This is a genomic window from Herbivorax alkaliphila, from assembly GCF_030848475.1.
GTDB lineage: Bacteria > Bacillota > Clostridia > Acetivibrionales > Acetivibrionaceae > Herbivorax.
Window position 1 is genome coordinate 39,799 of sequence record NZ_JAVDDS010000026.1, and the last position, 16,746, is coordinate 56,544.

The following is a 16,746-nucleotide window of genomic DNA, read 5'->3' on the forward strand; positions in this document are numbered from 1 at the left end:
ATTCAAATTTATTAATTAACAAAACATTGTTAATAACAGTACCCCTTTTAAAAGGCCGCTTAAGCAACTTCTTAAAAGGAATACAAATTATAATACAAAAATTTAAGCTTCAACAGCTTTTTCTTTCTTTTCTTCTTTTTCTTCTTTCTTTTCTTCCTTTTTTTCTTGTACTTTCTGTTGTTCTTGTACTTTCTGTTGTTCTTCTTGGTCTTCATTCATTTGCTCGCCCTGTCTTCCTTCTATCACTGCATCCGCCATCTTCGCTGCAATTAATTTTACAGCCCTTATAGCATCATCATTTCCTGGAATAACATAATCAATTTCATCAGGATCACAATTTGTATCAACAATTGCAACAATAGGTATTCCTATCTTTCTTGCTTCTAAGATAGCATTTCTTTCTTTTCTTGGATCTACTACAAACAATGCACCCGGCAGACCTTTCATATTCTTTATTCCACCTAGATACTTCTCAAGCTTAGCCATCTCATTTTTAAGCTTTATTACTTCTTTTTTAGGCAAAACTTCAAAAACGCCTTCCTCTTCCATTTGAGTTAATTCTTTTAGTCTATCTATTCTCTTACGAATAGTCTTGAAGTTTGTCAACATTCCTCCTAGCCATCTGGCATTAACAAAAAACTGTTCTGCCTTTAATGCCTCGTCCTTTATTGAATCCTGTGCCTGCTTTTTTGTACCTACAAAGAGAATGCCCTGTCCATTCATTGCAACCTCTCTGATAAAGTAATAAGCTTCTTCAATTTTTTTCACAGTTTTTTGAAGATCTATTATATAGATACCATTTCTTTCTGTGAAAATATACTCCGCCATTTTAGGATTCCATCTTCTAGTTTGATGTCCAAAGTGAACCCCTGCTTCTAACAACTGTTTCATTGATATAACGCCCATATTAAAACACCTCCGATTAGTTTATACCGCCGGAACTCTCATCTTTATGAAAAACCTTACGGCACTTTCCCATAAATCAAATTCCGTGTGTATTTTCCGTTAAGTAGTATATCACATAGTCTTACTTTTATCAATGCTCAATATACTATTTAGAGAAAAAATTTTCTAAATACTCTATTGATATCTGTATTAATACTACATTTTTTTCATGATTTTATGTATATGCTCATACACATGTTTTTAAACGCTTTTTTTCCCTAAATTCTTTTATCATATCTACAAAAAATCTATGAAATTCTAAATTTTCAGTCAATTCAGGATGAAAAGAAGTAACAAGCATATTGTTTTGCTTTGCTGCAACAATTTTATTATCTAACTGGTACAATACATCCACGCCTGCTAAAACCTCTTCAATCCATGGAGCCCTTATAAAAACCAATGGAAGTTCATTTTTAGATACTTTACTTATATGTCCCTTAGTTAAAAAACTATCCAACTGACTTCCATATGCATTTCTCCTTACTTTTATATCCATAACAGACAGGTGAGTATTTTCTTCTTCTAGTATCTCTTTTGCCAGAAGAATCATTCCTGCACATGTCCCCCAAACAGGCATACCTGACTTTATTTTTTCTCTTACAGGGGCTGTCATATTAAAAACATTTAAGAGATTGCCTAATGTAGTGCTTTCTCCACCTGGCAATATAAGTCCATCAACGCTATTTAACTCATCTACAGTTCTTACCTCTACTGGCTTTACATCGCCCAGCCTTTTTATTGAGTTTACATGCTCTTTTACAGACCCCTGAAAAGATAATATTCCTACTTTAATAATATTACCACCCTCTATTTGACAAAACATTCTCATTTTCTATTTGAGAAATTTCAATTCCATGCATTGGCTCTCCAAGATCTTCTGACACTTCTGCAATTATTTCTGGTTTGTCATAAGAGCTGGTTGCCTTTACAATTGCCTTTGCAGTTTTTTCTGGATTTGAAGACTTAAATATTCCTGAACCTACAAAAACACCTTCACTTCCTAATTGCATCATTAATGCAGCATCAGATGGCGTTGCTACACCTCCAGCAGCAAAATTTACCACAGGCAATTTTCCATCTTCTGCAACTTTAACAACTAACTCATACGGAGCTGCAATTTCTTTTGCAAAAGTCATTAATTCTTCTTTTGGAAGATTTGTAAGCTTTCTAATCTCAGACATAATTGTCCTCATATGCCTTACTGCCTCAACAATATTGCCAGTTCCCGCTTCCCCTTTTGTCCTTATCATTGATGCACCTTCGCCAATTCTTCTAAGTGCTTCTCCTAAATTTTTAGCTCCGCAAACAAAAGGTATTTTAAATTTATCTTTATCTATATGGTACATTTCATCTGCAGGTGTCAGCACTTCACTTTCATCGATATAATCAATACCTAAAGCCTCTAAAACCTGTGCTTCAACAATGTGTCCTATTCTAGCTTTTGCCATAACAGGTATAGATACGGCCTTCTTTATACCATTTATCATTTTAGGGTCGGACATTCTAGCAACACCGCCCTGTTTTCTTATATCAGCCGGTACCCTCTCTAATGCCATTACTGCAACAGCTCCTGCTTTTTGAGCTATTTCTGCTTCTTCTGGAGTGGTAACATCCATTATCACTCCACCTTTTAGCATTTGTGCTAAATTTTTGTTTAATTCAAGTCTTTCAGTCATAAAAAATCCCTCCATCTGTATCGATACACTAATAATTATTGTATTAATCTTTTAGGCATTTTCACACAAATTTATACTAAAGTCAATAAAAATTCATAAAAATAATATTTTTTTATAGTTAGTATTGCTCACTTTAAAATTTTCTAATCCTACAACCAGAAACATAAGAATCCAACTTCGTACATGCTAAGATTTTGTTTATAAACTTTAATTTGCTTATAAACTTTAAATAGTATAAAATCTCCAAGGTACATATTATTTAAGTGAATGAAATATACACCTTTTATAAAGCTTTTTGTTGACAACTGTTATTGTGATAACTTAAAATTATTAATGTGAAAATTTCAGGAGAAGATAAAGATTATTTTATAAAGTATATTTGCATCACTTCTATCTCATCCTGAAATATAATACAAAATATATACTTTGTGATGCAAATTACTAGAAGGAGTTTTTTAGTGAAGCAAACAAGAGAGAATTTAAGAAACATAGCAATTATTGCTCATGTAGATCATGGAAAGACAACATTAGTAGATGGACTTTTAAAACAAAGCGGAATATTTAGAGAAAACCAACAGGTTAGCGATAGAATTATGGATTCTAATGATCTTGAAAGAGAAAGAGGAATTACAATCCTTTCTAAAAACACTGCTATTACTTACAACGGGGTTAAAATAAATATAGTGGACACCCCTGGCCATGCAGATTTTGGTGGTGAGGTTGAGCGTGTCTTAAAAATGGTTGATGGCGTACTGCTTTTAGTTGATTCTTTTGAAGGTACAATGCCTCAAACAAGATTTGTCTTAAAAAAAGCATTACAGCTTAATTTAAAACCAATAGTGGTAATAAACAAAATTGACCGACCTGAAGCAAGACCTGATGCAGTACTAGATGAAGTTTTGGAATTATTTATTGAGCTTGGTGCTAATGACGAACAGCTTGAGTTTCCAGTTATATATGCCTCATCTAAGGAAGGATATGCAACTTTAGACTTAAAGGACGATGCTTTAAATTTAAAGCCGTTATTTGAAGCTATAATAGATACTGTTCCAGAACCAACAGGTTTTATGGACAAACCCCTTCAGTTTTTAGTTTCCAGCATAGATTATGATGAATATGTTGGTAGAATTGCTGTGGGAAGAATTGAAAGAGGTTCAATAGAAGCTGGGCAAACTGCTGCTTTATGCAGAAGAGATGGTTCTTCAGAAAATATAAAGGTGAGTAATCTATATACTTTTGAAGGCTTAAAAAGAGCCGAAGCAAGTTCAGCAACCTTAGGGGATATTATTGCAATATCAGGTATAGGGCACATTACTATAGGTGAAACAATTTGCGATATAACCCAAATAGACCCTCTTCCCTTTATTGAAATTGATGAACCTACCATATCTATGACATTTAGTGTAAACAACAGTCCCTTTGCAGGTCAGGAAGGAACTTATGTAACATCACGCCATATTAGAGATAGGCTTTTTAAAGAGCTTGAAACAAATGTAAGTTTAAGAGTAGAGGAGACAAATTCTCCTGACTCACTTAAAGTTTCAGGAAGGGGTGAGCTCCATCTTTCTATTTTAATTGAAACTATGAGAAGACAGGGATATGAATTCCAAATTTCTAAGCCCACTGTAGTTTATAAGGAAATAGATGGTTTAAAATGTGAGCCTATAGAGCATTTAACCATTGACGTTCCCGAAGACTACATGGGAGTGGTTATGGAAAAGCTGGGAACCAGAAAATCAGAACTGATAAACATGGTATCCGCCATGCAGGGATATATGAGATTGGAATTTAAAATTCCTGCAAGATGCCTAATAGGCTATAGATCAGAACTTTTGACTGACACAAAGGGAAATGGTATAATGAATCATGTGTTTCATGCATTCGAGCCTTTCAAAGGTGAGTTACCTAGTAGACGAAGAGGTTCAATGATTGCATGGGAAGATGGTGAATCTGCAACTTATGGTCTTTATAATGCTCAAGAAAGAGGCATTTTATTTATAAATCCAGGAACTAGGGTATATAAAGGCATGATAATTGGTGAAAATGCAAAGCAGCAAGATATTTTAGTAAATGTTTGTAAAAAGAAGCATGTAACAAATGTAAGAGCTTCTGGCTCTGACGACGCTTTAAAACTTACACCTCCAACTCTGCTAAGTCTAGAACAGGCTTTAGAATTTATTGCAGAGGATGAATTAGTTGAAGTTACACCAGAAAACATAAGGCTTAGAAAAAAGGCTTTAAATGGTAATAGGAACTAAAAATATTATATAAAGTGGTGAGTAACATGAATGGGGAGATTTCTAAAACAAAAAAAAGAAAAACAACAAAGAAACGCAAAAATATTTTTTTATCCTTGTTTTTGTATATTTTGTTTTTCTTAGTGATATTTATTATAAGTGCAACCATTAGTTATAATTTTATAACTGGAATGGACAAACTTCCTATGAGTGAAGTAATGGAAAAAATAGACTCTAGAAGTGCTGTAGAAATTGAAATTCCTTTTAATTCTAGCACTGATGACATTGCTAAAATACTTGAGGAAGAAGAACTAATTAAATATCCACTTATTTTTAAGTATCTTTCATTTTTTAATGGTCATGAAGGAAATTACAGGTCAGGACAGCATTTAATTTCTGAAGATTTAACATACGACGAAATAATGAGAGTACTTAGCCAGAACCCTATAAGTACTAATATAACTATACCAGAAGGTAAAAATTTCACTGAAACTGTAGATATACTGGTAAGTAATAATCTTATAGATAAAGATGATTTTATCAAAACAGCTACTGAAGAAACTTTTGATTATAAGTTTTTAAAAGATATTCCAGAAAGAGAAAATCCATTAGAAGGATATCTATTTCCGGATACCTATTTCTTTGATCCAAACTCGAGTTCAAGGGCAGTAATAAGAAGATTTCTTGATAATTTTAATGTTAGATTTACACCTGAATTTTATAGACGAACTGAAGAACTTGATATGACTGTTGATGAAGTAATAACGCTGGCATCAATTATAGAAAAAGAAACAAAAGTTCCAGAAGAAAAAGAAATTGTGTCCAGTGTTTTTCATAACAGACTAAAAAGTGATGATCCTTCTTTTGATAAATTGCAGTCCTGTGCTACTATACAGTATATAATTTTCGAAAAAGAGGGTAAGGTGAAGGAAACAATATCAAACGAAGACACAAAGATAGAACATCCTTATAATACTTATCTTCATGAAGGTTTGCCGCCAGGACCTATTTGTTCACCTGGTATTGACTCTATAATTGCAGCACTTTATCCTAATGAAGAATCTGATTATATGTTTTTTGTAGCAAGAGGAGATGGAAGTCATGAATTTTCAAGAACTAATGAGGAGCACGAAGCAGCCAAAGAAAAATATGAAGTAACTTATTAGTGAATTTAATAAAATAGAATTCCTCATACCAAAACTTTAAATTTAGTACTATAAGGTGGGTTTTAACTCCACCTTATAGTACATATTATTATGAGTGGAACATTAGAAGGGTGATTAAATATATATGGTTTCTATTGATTACGTAAATGATTATATTAGAAAAACAATTAAAAAAAACGATGGAATATTAGCAGAGCTAGAGGATTTTGCAGAAAAAAATCATGTCCCTATTGTACACCCTGAAGTTGCAGCACTTTTAAAAGTAATGACTCTTACTTTAAAACCCAAAAAAGTTTTAGAAATTGGTACAGCAATAGGATATTCCTCTATCTTGATTTCAAGTGTTCTAGATTCCGACGGGAAAATCGATACAATAGACAGATATGAATTAATGATTAACAGAGCTAAAGATAAAATAAAAAAAGCCAACTTAGAAAACACTATAAATATACTATATGGAGATGCACTAGAAGTACTTAAATTGCTTGATAAAAAATATGATATGATTTTTTTAGATGCAGCAAAAGGAAAGTATCCTGAATTTTTACCACAATGTCTTCGCCTTTTAAGAAGTGGTGGAATGTTAATCTCAGATAATGTATTATATAAAGGTATGATTGCCAATGATGAATTAATAGTTAGAAGAAAAAGAACCATTGTAAATAGATTGAGAAACTACCTTGATAATATATGCAACAATGAACAACTTGAAACAAGTATTATACCCATTGGTGACGGTGTGGCGTTAAGTTATAAAAAGTGAATACTTGATTATTCCAACTTTTAAAAGTTGGAAGTTTTTTGGTGTGAAATAAATTTGTTTTTTATGGAGAAAAATATATGAAAAAAGTTGAATTGTTGGCTCCAGCAGGAAGCTTAGAAAAACTTAAAATGGCTATTATATACGGTGCTGATGCCGTATACCTTGCATGTAAAGAATTTGGTCTTCGTGCCTTTGCAGATAATTTCACTGATGAGGATTTAAAAGAAGGTATAAAATTTTCCCATGACAGAGGAAAAAAAGTATATCTTACAATGAATATATTCCCTCACAATGAAGATATTGAAGGTATGCCTAGATTTATTGAAAAAGTAAATTCCTTAGGTGTTGATGCAATAATACTTTCAGATCCAGGTGTATTTTCTCTTGTTAAGGAAATAGCACCTGAAATGAAAATTCATCTAAGCACACAGGCAAATAACACTAATTGGGTTAGTGCCAAATTTTGGCACCAAAATGGTGTAAAGAGAATTGTCCTAGCAAGAGAACTTTCCCTAAAGGAAATCAAACAAATTAGAGAAAAACTCCCTGAAGACCTAGAATTAGAAATGTTTATTCATGGTGCTATGTGTATATCTTATTCAGGAAGATGCCTTCTTAGCAATTACATGGCAGATAGAGATTCAAACAGAGGACTTTGTGCCCATCCATGCAGATGGAAGTATTACCTCATGGAGGAAAAAAGACCTGGAGAGTACCTTCCTGTTATGGAAGATGAGAGAGGTACTTTTATATTTAATTCAAAAGATTTGTGTATGATTGAATATCTTCCTGATATCATTGATTCAGGCGTTACAAGCCTTAAAATTGAAGGACGTATGAAAAGTTCCTTTTATGTTGCTACTGTTGTAAAAGCATATAGACAAGCTATTGACTCTTATTATAAAGGTGATTATGTTTTTAATAATAAATGGTTAGAAGAGTTGTCAAAGGCAAGCCACCGTGAATATACAACAGGATTTTATAAAAATAAAACAACATCAAAAGATCAAATTTACCATACAAGTTCATACATAAGAGAATATGAGTTTGTAGGCGTTGTTAAACATTATGACGAAAATACTAAAATAGCTACAATTGAACAGAGAAACAGAATGTACACAGGAGACGAAATTGAAATTGTAAATCCTGAAGGAGATTTTTTTGTTCAAACAATAGAGTCTATGAAAGATATAGACAATCAAGAAATAACTGTAGCTCCCCATCCTCAAATGACTGTTTACATGCCTTTAAGAAAAAAAGCTTTACAACACGCAATGCTTCGAAAAAAAGCAGAGTAATAAAGTATAAAAACCTTAAAATTGTGAAATAATTTTATTAGGTAATGACTAAAAAATAATAATTTTTGAGGTTTTAAATGAATAAAAAAAGACTTTCGATATTACTTTCTTTTTTTTCGGTTTTAATTATTTTACTTATTATAAGAGTTTTTTACATACAAGTGCAAATGGGCGAAAAATTGTCCATATCTGCTACTGGACAAAGAATATCCTCTATAGATATTAAAAAACACAGAGGAAACATACTAGACACAAATTCTATTCCCTTTACAAACAGGGTAAACAAAGTTTATGTTGTAATAAAACCACTATATCTAAAAGGAAATGAAAAGGAAATTGCAAAAATTGCAAAAGTTTTAGATATTAACTATAGCAACTTAAAAAGAGTAATTGAGTTTAAAAAAGAGCCTGTTATTTTTGAAACTGATAATTATAAAAAAGATCTTCTCATCAATGAGAAGATTCCTGGTATTTCTTTTATAAATTCACTAAAAAGATATGACAATAACAGTCTTGCCAAACATGTCCTAGGCTACTTGAAAGAATCAGACGGCGTTGGAGAGTCGGGAATTGAAAAATCCTATAATGATATACTAAAACATAATACTAAAAGCTCTATCGGAGTAGTAACAGATGCAAAAGAAAATCTCGTTACAGGACTTGGATACAGATTTATCGATCCTTTAAAAGACGAAAAATTACATTTAAAATTAACTCTAAACTACCACATACAAAAAATAGCTGAAAATGTCATGGACAAAAACAGTCTAAAGGGAGCAGTTGTTATCCAAGATGTGATTAATGGGGATATTGTTGCTATGGTGAGCAAACCAGATTTTGACCCTCATAAAATAGATAAGTACCTAGAAAGCACTGATAAAGAACTTTTTAACCGTGCAGTTGCCTCATACAATTTAGGTTCTATATTTAAAATTGTGGTTCTTGCAAGTTCATATAGTGAAAACTTAGTTCCTCCCACGAATTGCTATTGTACGGGTTTTCTTACCCTTGGCAGCAAAGAGTTTAAGTGTTCCTCTTATGCAACAGGAGGGCATGGTTTTGTAGATGCTAAAGATGCCTTTGCCTCTTCCTGTAATTCATATTTCATAGAATTGGGAATACAAGTAGGACACAAAACTATACTTGAAACTGCCAGGAAATTTGGACTTGGAAGTTTTACCAGCATCAAGGAACAGGGAATTGATGAATCATCAGGTTATCTTCCTAATGTAAATAAACATTATACCCATGGAGATATTGCCAATATCTCCATAGGACAGGGTGATATACTTGTCACTCCCCTTCAAGTTGCAAATATCATCTCAACTATAGCAAATGGAGGTATAAAAAACACTATGAACATTGTTGATTCCATTGTTGATTCAGATGGAAATACTGTGAAAAAAATTAAAAAAGAACAGGGTGAAAGAATACTTTCTAAAGAAATATGTGATAAACTTAAAATATTTATGGAAGAGGTCACCGTTAATGGAACAGGCACCAAAGCAAACCTAGAGGAATATGGTGGTTCTGGAGGAAAAACCGGAAGTGCGGAAACAGGTCAGGTTGTTAATGGTGAAAAAATAGTTCATGGATGGTTTGCAGGCTATTTTCCAAAAACAAACCCTAGATATTCAATATCTGTATTTGTAGAAAATGGGAAAAGCGGTGGAAACACTGCCGCACCAATATTTCAAGATATAGCAAAAACCATTATTGAAAAAGGTCTTTAAAATCCATGGTACTTGCACCTCTTATAGATTATATTCATATACTTATAAAGTAGCCTATTTATTGGAGGTACTTTACTTTGTATAATGTCTTACTCATACCGCTAATTGAAATTTTAAATAATATCTTTTTTGTTTTTGGATACGTGTCCAATGTTAACTCTTTTCCTCAACCCCTGAATCCTGAAGAGGAACAATATTATATAAAAGAATTGGCAAAGGGAAATGAAAATGCCCGTAATGTGCTAATTGAAAGAAATCTTCGCCTTGTTGCTCATATAGTAAAAAAATATACTGCAACTATAAGTGACTCTGATGATCTAATTTCAATAGGTACTATAGGTCTGATAAAGGCCATTGGTACCTTTAATCATGACAAAGGCACCAGACTTGCAACTTATGCTGCAAGATGTATAGAAAATGAAATACTTATGCAAATTAGGTCAAATAAGAAAATCCAAAGTGAGGTCTCTCTGCAAGATCCTATAGGAGTTGACAGAGATGGTAATGAAATATCTTTAATTGATGTCATTGGCAGCGACTCGGAATCAGTTGTAGAAGAGGTAGAGTTAAAAATGCAGGTTAAACGTCTTTACAATAAAATGAAAGATGTTTTAAAACATCGAGAAAAAATTGTATTAGAATTAAGATATGGACTTTTAAACGGTACAAGTAAAACTCAAAGAGAGATTGCTAAAATGCTTGGAATATCAAGATCCTATGTGTCAAGAATAGAGAAAAAGGCTATAAAGAAATTGAGTAAGGAATTAAAATCAGAGGGCTTTTAAAAGAGGGGGATGTATCATCCTCCTCGCAAGAAAATTATTATTGTTTTAATGGTAATATAAATATTTTATCAATTCTAATTTGCAAATCTATTTAGTGCTAGAAATGAAACAATATTTCTGTTTTAATGAATTTAAGTTTGTTTTGTATGAAACATAACCTTCTTTTTGTAGTCTTCCTAATACAATACCTGGATGTATACCTGCTTTATCAGCAAATTCTATAATACTAACCTCATCAAATCTCTGTTCATTAATAAACATTAAATATTCATCTTTTGGAATTAACATGTTTTTGGAAAAAACATCAGCATCTTCTTCCAATTTTATCATTAATTCATCTTCTTCAATCCAATTGCTATTTTGATCACTAATTATAAGCATTGTTATTCTTTTTTGAAGTACATGCCCTAACTCATGAAATAATGAAAACCAAAAAGTATCTGCATATTTTCGCCTGTCATTTATCGCTAAAAGCACTTTGTCTTTATTCAACCACTTAACTGCACCATTTACTCCACAATTTTTTAAATTTGGCATTACCACTAAAGCTACACCACAAGAAGCTAATAGCTTTTTTAACTCAGGAAGGAAAACTTCCACTGATTGTACTGTCATTTTTCTTATCTCTGGTAAAAAACTAGTTAGCTTTTTCCTTTGAAATTTATTGACATTAATATTCCTTCCTATATTTATCGCTGTTTGTACCCAAGCATTTGCATTTATCACATTTGTATCGTTAACTTCTGGAATAGCAGTTCTATATTGAACTAAAAAATCTCTTCTTTTTAAAACTGATAGTGTTGATACTTTAAAAAACTTTTGTAATTCTCTTACTTTGTCTATAGTTTTTTTAGCGGGCTCTACTAACTTCATGGTTTCCCAAAACTTATAGTCAATGGCTTTCATTATTTTACATTGTTCATCTTCAGAAACTCGTCTTTCTATTTCAATTTTTTTTTGTATATATGTTTTATTAAGATTAAGCCACATTTCGATAGACGTTCCAAAAACAATAGATAGTTTTAACGCCATTTCATCCGTTAAATTAATTCTTCCATTTACCAAGTCACTGACAGTTTTCCCTGTTGTTTCTAAACGCTTAGCTAATTCGCTTTGGGTCATTGCCAAATCTTCAATTAATTCTTTAACATAATATCCCGGATGAAATGCTATTATTTCTTCATATAATATTTTATTCATAATGATTTGACACCTCCCATATCAATGTTATTTTTGTAGATTTATATATTTTATTTATATCTTTTTCATCCCATTCTTCACAATTGTCATTTAGTGGTATGATTATTAAGCGAAAACCTAATTTTCTACCTAAATCGAGAGCATATTGACCCTCTCTATCTCCACTAAGAGGATGAAGATTATATATTTGCAATTGTTTAATGTCACTTAGTGTAACTGCATTTTCTAGCAAATTTACTAATGCATGTAATTTTTCTGCAACTCTTATATTTAGCTCTTTTTTTGCCTGTTTGAAGTCTGTACATGTTTTTTTAACCTTTTTACTTTTGTATCTAATTTCTATAACCCACCCCCTCCTTTTTAAAATTATTTTACCTTTTTAGTAATATTTTTTTCATTATAACACTTTATTATTCAATTTACAACACTTTTAAGTAATCTCCCTATAATTTATAATTAATCTCCAATTTTTTTAAATCTTAATATACTTATTTTAGATAATCATTAATAATTATCAAATATTTTTATATCTCATCTTTATAAAGGTTTATGTCGCTACTACTTTTCCCTCTAATTCCTTGACACGGCCACTTTTGAGTAATAAATTATAAGCCTGCTGTAGGGCTGTTTGAATTCGTTCTCCTAAACGAGCAAATCCATATTCTCTTGTTGTAGTTTGAAATAAACTATCTTTCATAATACCATAACTATTTGATATGATTACCAGCATAGCTTCTGAAAGTTCATGATTTTCATCACTTTCTTCTACATATCCATTAATTGCATTTTCAACAGCTTCAATTAGTTTTTCTCCTTCGGTAACAGGATCCTTAATCCAATCAGTCGACCATATACGGTAAATTTTCCATCCCATATCTTCAAGCACTGTTTGGCGTAGACGGTCACGCTCACGAGCTGTCCTTGCAGAGTGATACGCAGCACCATCACACTCAATGCCAATGACATAAAGCCCACTTATAGATGGGTGTTTCACCGCCATATCAATACGATAGCCCGAACAACCAACCTGAGTACCAAGTTTGTATCCTTTCCTGTCAAAGGTAAGCTCTGCAACTCGCTTGGCCTCTATAACATTACCATTTTTGCCACCACGATCATATATTCCTTCAGCTACATAGATATACTCAACGCCATTATTAGGAACTCTATCAATATTAGCTGGAAAAGTTATTAAATTATTTTTGTAGATTTTTGTATTAGAAAAGGCAATTAAATGCTCATGTCTACTACGATAATGCCAAAGCAAAGTACGCTCAGGCAGTAAACCAGCCTCATCCAATATGGACTCATATGCATTAGTGTCATCATACTCATCCTCAGCATCTTCATTATCAAAAATGGCATCAGATGTACTCGCATTAAAGAAGTTAGTAGGTGGTAGCTGTTTACTGTCTCCTGCAATAATTACCTGCTTTCCTCTTGAGATAGCACCAATAGCGTTTTCCGTACAACCCTGTTCTCAAACAATTTATCCCATGCATATAAACACCTATCAAATAGATTTCTATCACTTTCATAAGATTGTTCATACACCCGTAAAAGCAGCTCAGTAATTCGACTTCCCATATATCTCAATCCTGAATTTACATCTTTTACTTTATCTAAATGAACTGTACTAAGATCTTCACAAATATCTAAAATAATATCCGCAAAATAAAGAACAGAGCCTTCATACTCATTAAGTTCATGTATAATAAAAGACCTATTAGAAAATGCTCCTGAAAAAATATATTTTCTTACTAAAGGTATGTTTTCTTTTATAGATAGTACATTATTTCTAAACATTTTAGACAACTGTTCTTTAACCTCATCATCTGAATCATTAATAAGTCTATCCAGTAAATCACGGCATTTTTTAGCATATTCAGGTTTTGATATTAAACTTACAGCAACTGAAGCCACACCTTTTCTTTGATGAGAAGTACCATTCAAACATTGCTCCAACTCATCTTTAAAATACTCATAAAAAATATTATATGCAGCAATAAATTCTGCACCTTTTGTAGCAACATCAGATCTTTGTGATTTCATCATTGACTTTATTACAGGTTCAATCTGTGACTTATGAGACTTTACTGTATAGTTGATAAATTCAATTGCATAGTAAGATGCAGGTATTCTCAAGTCATTTTTTATTGCAATATTAAACCATTTAACGGCTTTATTTTTATCAATATTTATTGTACATCAAAATTTATTGTTCCAGCTCATTAGCTCACTTACGCCAAAAAATAACTTTAAATTGGCCACTGCCTTCAATTTGATTAATGAACTCCACCTTAATACGTGCGTCCTCACAACTTTTTATAATTCTTGGAACATCTGAGCCAATACCCCTGAATGGGATGCCTTTCAAGTTTTCTATGTAGGAAAGTAAAATTGGATTTCTTGGAATCTTTGCACCTAACTTGATAGATTCAACATTTAATGTATTAGGTAAAGCCCCTGGGCTGATTATTTCAACTCTATTATCAAATACAAATATTCTAATATTACTAAATATAAAATAATTCCTATGGATAATTGCATTTACTAATGCTTCTTTTATTGCTATCTCAGGTATTTCTAATATCCCTAAACTATTAAACTCCTGTCCATTCTGTGTCTTTTTCAACTGGCGTTTTATAAATGCCAATCCATCTGAATACAAAGCAGAAATACTTCCATAAATATTTTCACTCTCACGGTAATCAGTTCCTGCAATATCATTACCAAACCATGAAACCGCTGCTATATAATGTTTACACAATTCAAAATTACTCTTCTTTCCAAATAACAACAGACCTCCTAAAGTACATTTTTCAGAGGTCATTAATTTCATATTCTCTAGTATTTGTTTGATATTTATGCCTGTTTTAGTATAATCTAAATCAATTTTTTGCTCAAGGAAATCTTCAACTTCAAACATGTTTAAATCCTTGGTACTAGTACCTTCAACCACCTGTTCGTCAGCATATAGATGTGTAGACTCCTGAAGCAATCTTTTTAATTCCTCTCGCCTTGCACGTCTTTTATCAGCCCCAACTTTAACCCAAATGTCAGCTCCATTAGACATATAAAATTTATTTGATCCCATGGGTACATTAATTACCATTACAGTTTTATCATCATACTTTATATTTTCTGTAGTAACAGATATTGTAGGTTCAATTTTTTGAGAACAAACATTTGAAATCATTTGATTAAGCCTTGCTATATTTTCTTTGGTAAGACCGGTAATCTCACCTATGTCATTAACACCCACAAGTATCTTTCCCCCATCGGAGTTTGCAAAAGCAGCTATCTCATCAGCCATAGAGTCAGGACTAGTAAATATCTCTTTAAACAGTGTCTTAGAGTCTTCTCCTAACTGTATTATTTCAACTAGTTCTTTACTATCCATACTCTTTACTCACCATCCCTATATTATGAGACACTATACTATTATTGCAATTCATCTAATAGTATTATACTATCCATTTAGAATATTAACAAATTTCAATGAGTGAATGGGTGTATATATTAAAGATGAAGAACAATATTCCAGAAATTAAAGTTACGCAGTTTAGAGCCTGTAAATACTCCTCGGAGTCTTAGCAAATCTCGCTATCGCTTAGAAGATTGCTCTCCCTTTCCCTCGTCATATTAACACGCTCTACAACTTGCTCCACAATGTTTCTTCCATATTTTCATTCACATAAATAACATGCCCCTGAGTGAATAAAAGTCATAAAAATTTATTACGCCAGTTCACTTCTTTCAGGAATTTCTCTATTTTTATAAATTAATAAAATAGTTAACACAACCAAAATAGTTGATGCCACAAGTGTAAAAACATTGTACTCACCTATTTGGGGATATTCATTAGCAAGAACAGAGTATGAATTAAATACTATATGAACAATTATAGGTGCCCAAATTGACTTTGTCCAAATATACACACAAGCTAATATTATCCCTAGGAAAAATGCATAAGTTCCCTGAACAATATTTAAATGAACTAGCCCAAACAATAATGCCTGAATAATAACAGCCCAAATAACATTCATATTCTTTTTTAATTCACTAAAAATAAATCCCCTAAAAACAACTTCTTCTAAAACAGGAAATAATATCCCCACACTAATTAATAGTAAAAATATATTGCTACTCCCCATTATAATATTCATCAATTCTTCATGTTTTAAAAAAATTTCATCAGAAGACATAAATCCTTCTATAGCGACTATAACAAAGCTTAAAAATATATTTATTGCAACTGAAAAAATTAATAAACTAGGGATATTTATAAACTTCATTTTTGAAAAACCACCTGCTTCAAGTATATTTATCTTTCTTATCTTAAAAATTATTAAATAAATTGCAACAGAGATAAAAAATGAAGCAATTAAAATAATAGGCATTTTTTCGAAAATAAATCCTTGAATTTGATTTTCAATCTGAAATGTATCTAATGTGGCATTTCCCTCATCTAGAAATCTAATTGACTCTATTACCCCATATATTAATCCAGTTACAACAACTATTAATGACTGAACTCCTACAAAAACTAGTAGATGAATAAAGACATGTAAAATCATTTTTAATTTATTTTTCACAATAACTCCCCCTATTTACGTTGTTTTTTATAGTTCAAAACATTATGGAAATTATACCACTAATACTTTTGCATTTCAACAATTACAAGATTTTTGAAGTCACGTTTTTTGCTATTGAAATATTTTATTAATATATTATATACTTAAATCTAAGATTAACTATGAAACACCATCCGATTCTCATTATTCAAAACCCGTTAATCATTGGAGTTTTGTACTTGAAAATACGAAGATATTTTTACGGCATCCTTTATTTAATCTCTGTCCATTTTAATAGGTTAGTTACGTGTATCATCATACATAGAACCTTTTACTGTAACTTCAATATAGTCTAAAGGATATACA

The 16,746-nt window shown here is 31.8% G+C and carries 15 protein-coding genes; 6 read left to right on the forward strand and 9 right to left on the reverse strand.

All coding sequences use genetic code 11. The features are described from left to right. Window positions 1-102: 102 nt before the first annotated feature. The 3 genes from rpsB to pdxS all read right to left on the reverse strand — a co-directional run bounded on the left by rpsB (window position 103) and on the right by pdxS (window position 2,621). Window positions 103-906: a 30S ribosomal protein S2 gene (rpsB, locus tag RBH29_RS10790; protein ID WP_306696831.1), complete on the reverse strand. Its 804-nt coding sequence runs from the start codon at window positions 904-906 to the stop codon at window positions 103-105. Window positions 907-1,132: 226 nt separating this feature from the next. After that, window positions 1,133-1,738 carry a pyridoxal 5'-phosphate synthase glutaminase subunit PdxT gene (gene pdxT / locus RBH29_RS10795; RefSeq protein WP_306696847.1) on the reverse strand — a complete coding sequence of 202 codons (606 nt, stop codon included), beginning with the start codon at window positions 1,736-1,738 and terminating at the stop codon, window positions 1,133-1,135. A 4-nt stretch (window positions 1,739-1,742) separates the two neighbouring features. Then, on the reverse strand, window positions 1,743-2,621 hold the full coding sequence (gene pdxS, locus RBH29_RS10800) for a pyridoxal 5'-phosphate synthase lyase subunit PdxS (protein WP_306696832.1): 879 nt from the start codon (window positions 2,619-2,621) through the stop codon (window positions 1,743-1,745). Between the two features lie 458 nt (window positions 2,622-3,079). Here pdxS and typA point away from each other — a divergent pair, with 458 nt between their 5' ends. From typA to sigK, 6 genes are all read left to right on the forward strand, one after another. Continuing rightward, window positions 3,080-4,879 carry a translational GTPase TypA gene (gene typA, locus RBH29_RS10805; RefSeq protein ID WP_373463324.1) on the forward strand — a complete coding sequence of 600 codons (1,800 nt, stop codon included), beginning with the start codon at window positions 3,080-3,082 and terminating at the stop codon, window positions 4,877-4,879. A 26-nt stretch (window positions 4,880-4,905) separates the two neighbouring features. Further along, a complete protein-coding gene (mltG, locus tag RBH29_RS10810; RefSeq protein ID WP_306696834.1) occupies window positions 4,906-6,024 on the forward strand; it encodes an endolytic transglycosylase MltG in 1,119 nt (372 codons plus the stop codon). Between the two features lie 118 nt (window positions 6,025-6,142). Then, window positions 6,143-6,787 (forward strand): O-methyltransferase, encoded by a 645-nt coding sequence (locus RBH29_RS10815; RefSeq protein WP_459076775.1) that lies wholly within the window; start codon window positions 6,143-6,145, stop codon window positions 6,785-6,787. 77 nt (window positions 6,788-6,864) lie between these two features. Further along, window positions 6,865-8,085 carry a peptidase U32 family protein gene (locus RBH29_RS10820; RefSeq protein WP_306696836.1) on the forward strand — a complete coding sequence of 407 codons (1,221 nt, stop codon included), beginning with the start codon at window positions 6,865-6,867 and terminating at the stop codon, window positions 8,083-8,085. A 77-nt stretch (window positions 8,086-8,162) separates the two neighbouring features. Next, window positions 8,163-9,818 (forward strand): peptidoglycan D,D-transpeptidase FtsI family protein, encoded by a 1,656-nt coding sequence (locus RBH29_RS10825; RefSeq protein WP_306696837.1) that lies wholly within the window; start codon window positions 8,163-8,165, stop codon window positions 9,816-9,818. 77 nt (window positions 9,819-9,895) lie between these two features. Continuing rightward, entirely contained in the window at window positions 9,896-10,603 is a 708-nt protein-coding gene (gene sigK / locus RBH29_RS10830) for an RNA polymerase sporulation sigma factor SigK (RefSeq protein WP_306696838.1), read from the forward strand. A gap of 87 nt (window positions 10,604-10,690) precedes the next feature. Here the strand turns inward: sigK and RBH29_RS10835 are convergent, their stop codons facing one another. The 6 genes from RBH29_RS10835 to RBH29_RS10860 all read right to left on the reverse strand — a co-directional run bounded on the left by RBH29_RS10835 (window position 10,691) and on the right by RBH29_RS10860 (window position 16,401). After that, window positions 10,691-11,803, reverse strand: a complete 1,113-nt coding sequence (locus RBH29_RS10835) for a HigA family addiction module antitoxin (protein ID WP_306696839.1) — start codon at window positions 11,801-11,803, stop codon at window positions 10,691-10,693. Continuing rightward, window positions 11,796-12,035: a hypothetical protein gene (locus tag RBH29_RS10840; protein WP_306696840.1), complete on the reverse strand. Its 240-nt coding sequence runs from the start codon at window positions 12,033-12,035 to the stop codon at window positions 11,796-11,798. The genes RBH29_RS10835 and RBH29_RS10840 overlap by 8 nt, the downstream gene beginning before the upstream one ends. 315 nt (window positions 12,036-12,350) lie before the next feature. Beyond that, window positions 12,351-13,103: a DUF559 domain-containing protein gene (locus RBH29_RS10845; RefSeq protein ID WP_306696841.1), complete on the reverse strand. Its 753-nt coding sequence runs from the start codon at window positions 13,101-13,103 to the stop codon at window positions 12,351-12,353. A 125-nt stretch (window positions 13,104-13,228) separates the two neighbouring features. Further along, window positions 13,229-13,948: a hypothetical protein gene (locus RBH29_RS10850; protein ID WP_306696842.1), complete on the reverse strand. Its 720-nt coding sequence runs from the start codon at window positions 13,946-13,948 to the stop codon at window positions 13,229-13,231. 91 nt (window positions 13,949-14,039) lie between these two features. Continuing rightward, window positions 14,040-15,206, reverse strand: coding sequence for an RNA-binding domain-containing protein (locus RBH29_RS10855; RefSeq protein WP_306696843.1), 1,167 nt, complete (start codon window positions 15,204-15,206; stop codon window positions 14,040-14,042). Between the two features lie 337 nt (window positions 15,207-15,543). Continuing rightward, window positions 15,544-16,401 (reverse strand): CPBP family intramembrane glutamic endopeptidase, encoded by an 858-nt coding sequence (locus RBH29_RS10860; protein WP_306696844.1) that lies wholly within the window; start codon window positions 16,399-16,401, stop codon window positions 15,544-15,546. Window positions 16,402-16,746 lie beyond the last annotated feature (345 nt).

Bases quoted from the DNA above. Each gene is read 5' to 3' on its own strand.
- rpsB (WP_306696831.1), bottom strand. From the start codon at position 906: ATGGGCGTTATATCAATGAAACAGTTGTTAGAAGCAGGGGTTCACTTT.
- pdxS (WP_306696832.1), bottom strand. From the start codon at position 2,621: ATGACTGAAAGACTTGAATTAAACAAAAATTTAGCACAAATGCTAAAA.
- mltG (WP_306696834.1), top strand. From the start codon at position 4,906: ATGAATGGGGAGATTTCTAAAACAAAAAAAAGAAAAACAACAAAGAAA.
- RBH29_RS10820 (WP_306696836.1), top strand. From the start codon at position 6,865: ATGAAAAAAGTTGAATTGTTGGCTCCAGCAGGAAGCTTAGAAAAACTT.
- RBH29_RS10825 (WP_306696837.1), top strand. From the start codon at position 8,163: ATGAATAAAAAAAGACTTTCGATATTACTTTCTTTTTTTTCGGTTTTA.
- RBH29_RS10835 (WP_306696839.1), bottom strand. From the start codon at position 11,803: ATGAATAAAATATTATATGAAGAAATAATAGCATTTCATCCGGGATAT.
- RBH29_RS10855 (WP_306696843.1), bottom strand. From the start codon at position 15,206: ATGGATAGTAAAGAACTAGTTGAAATAATACAGTTAGGAGAAGACTCT.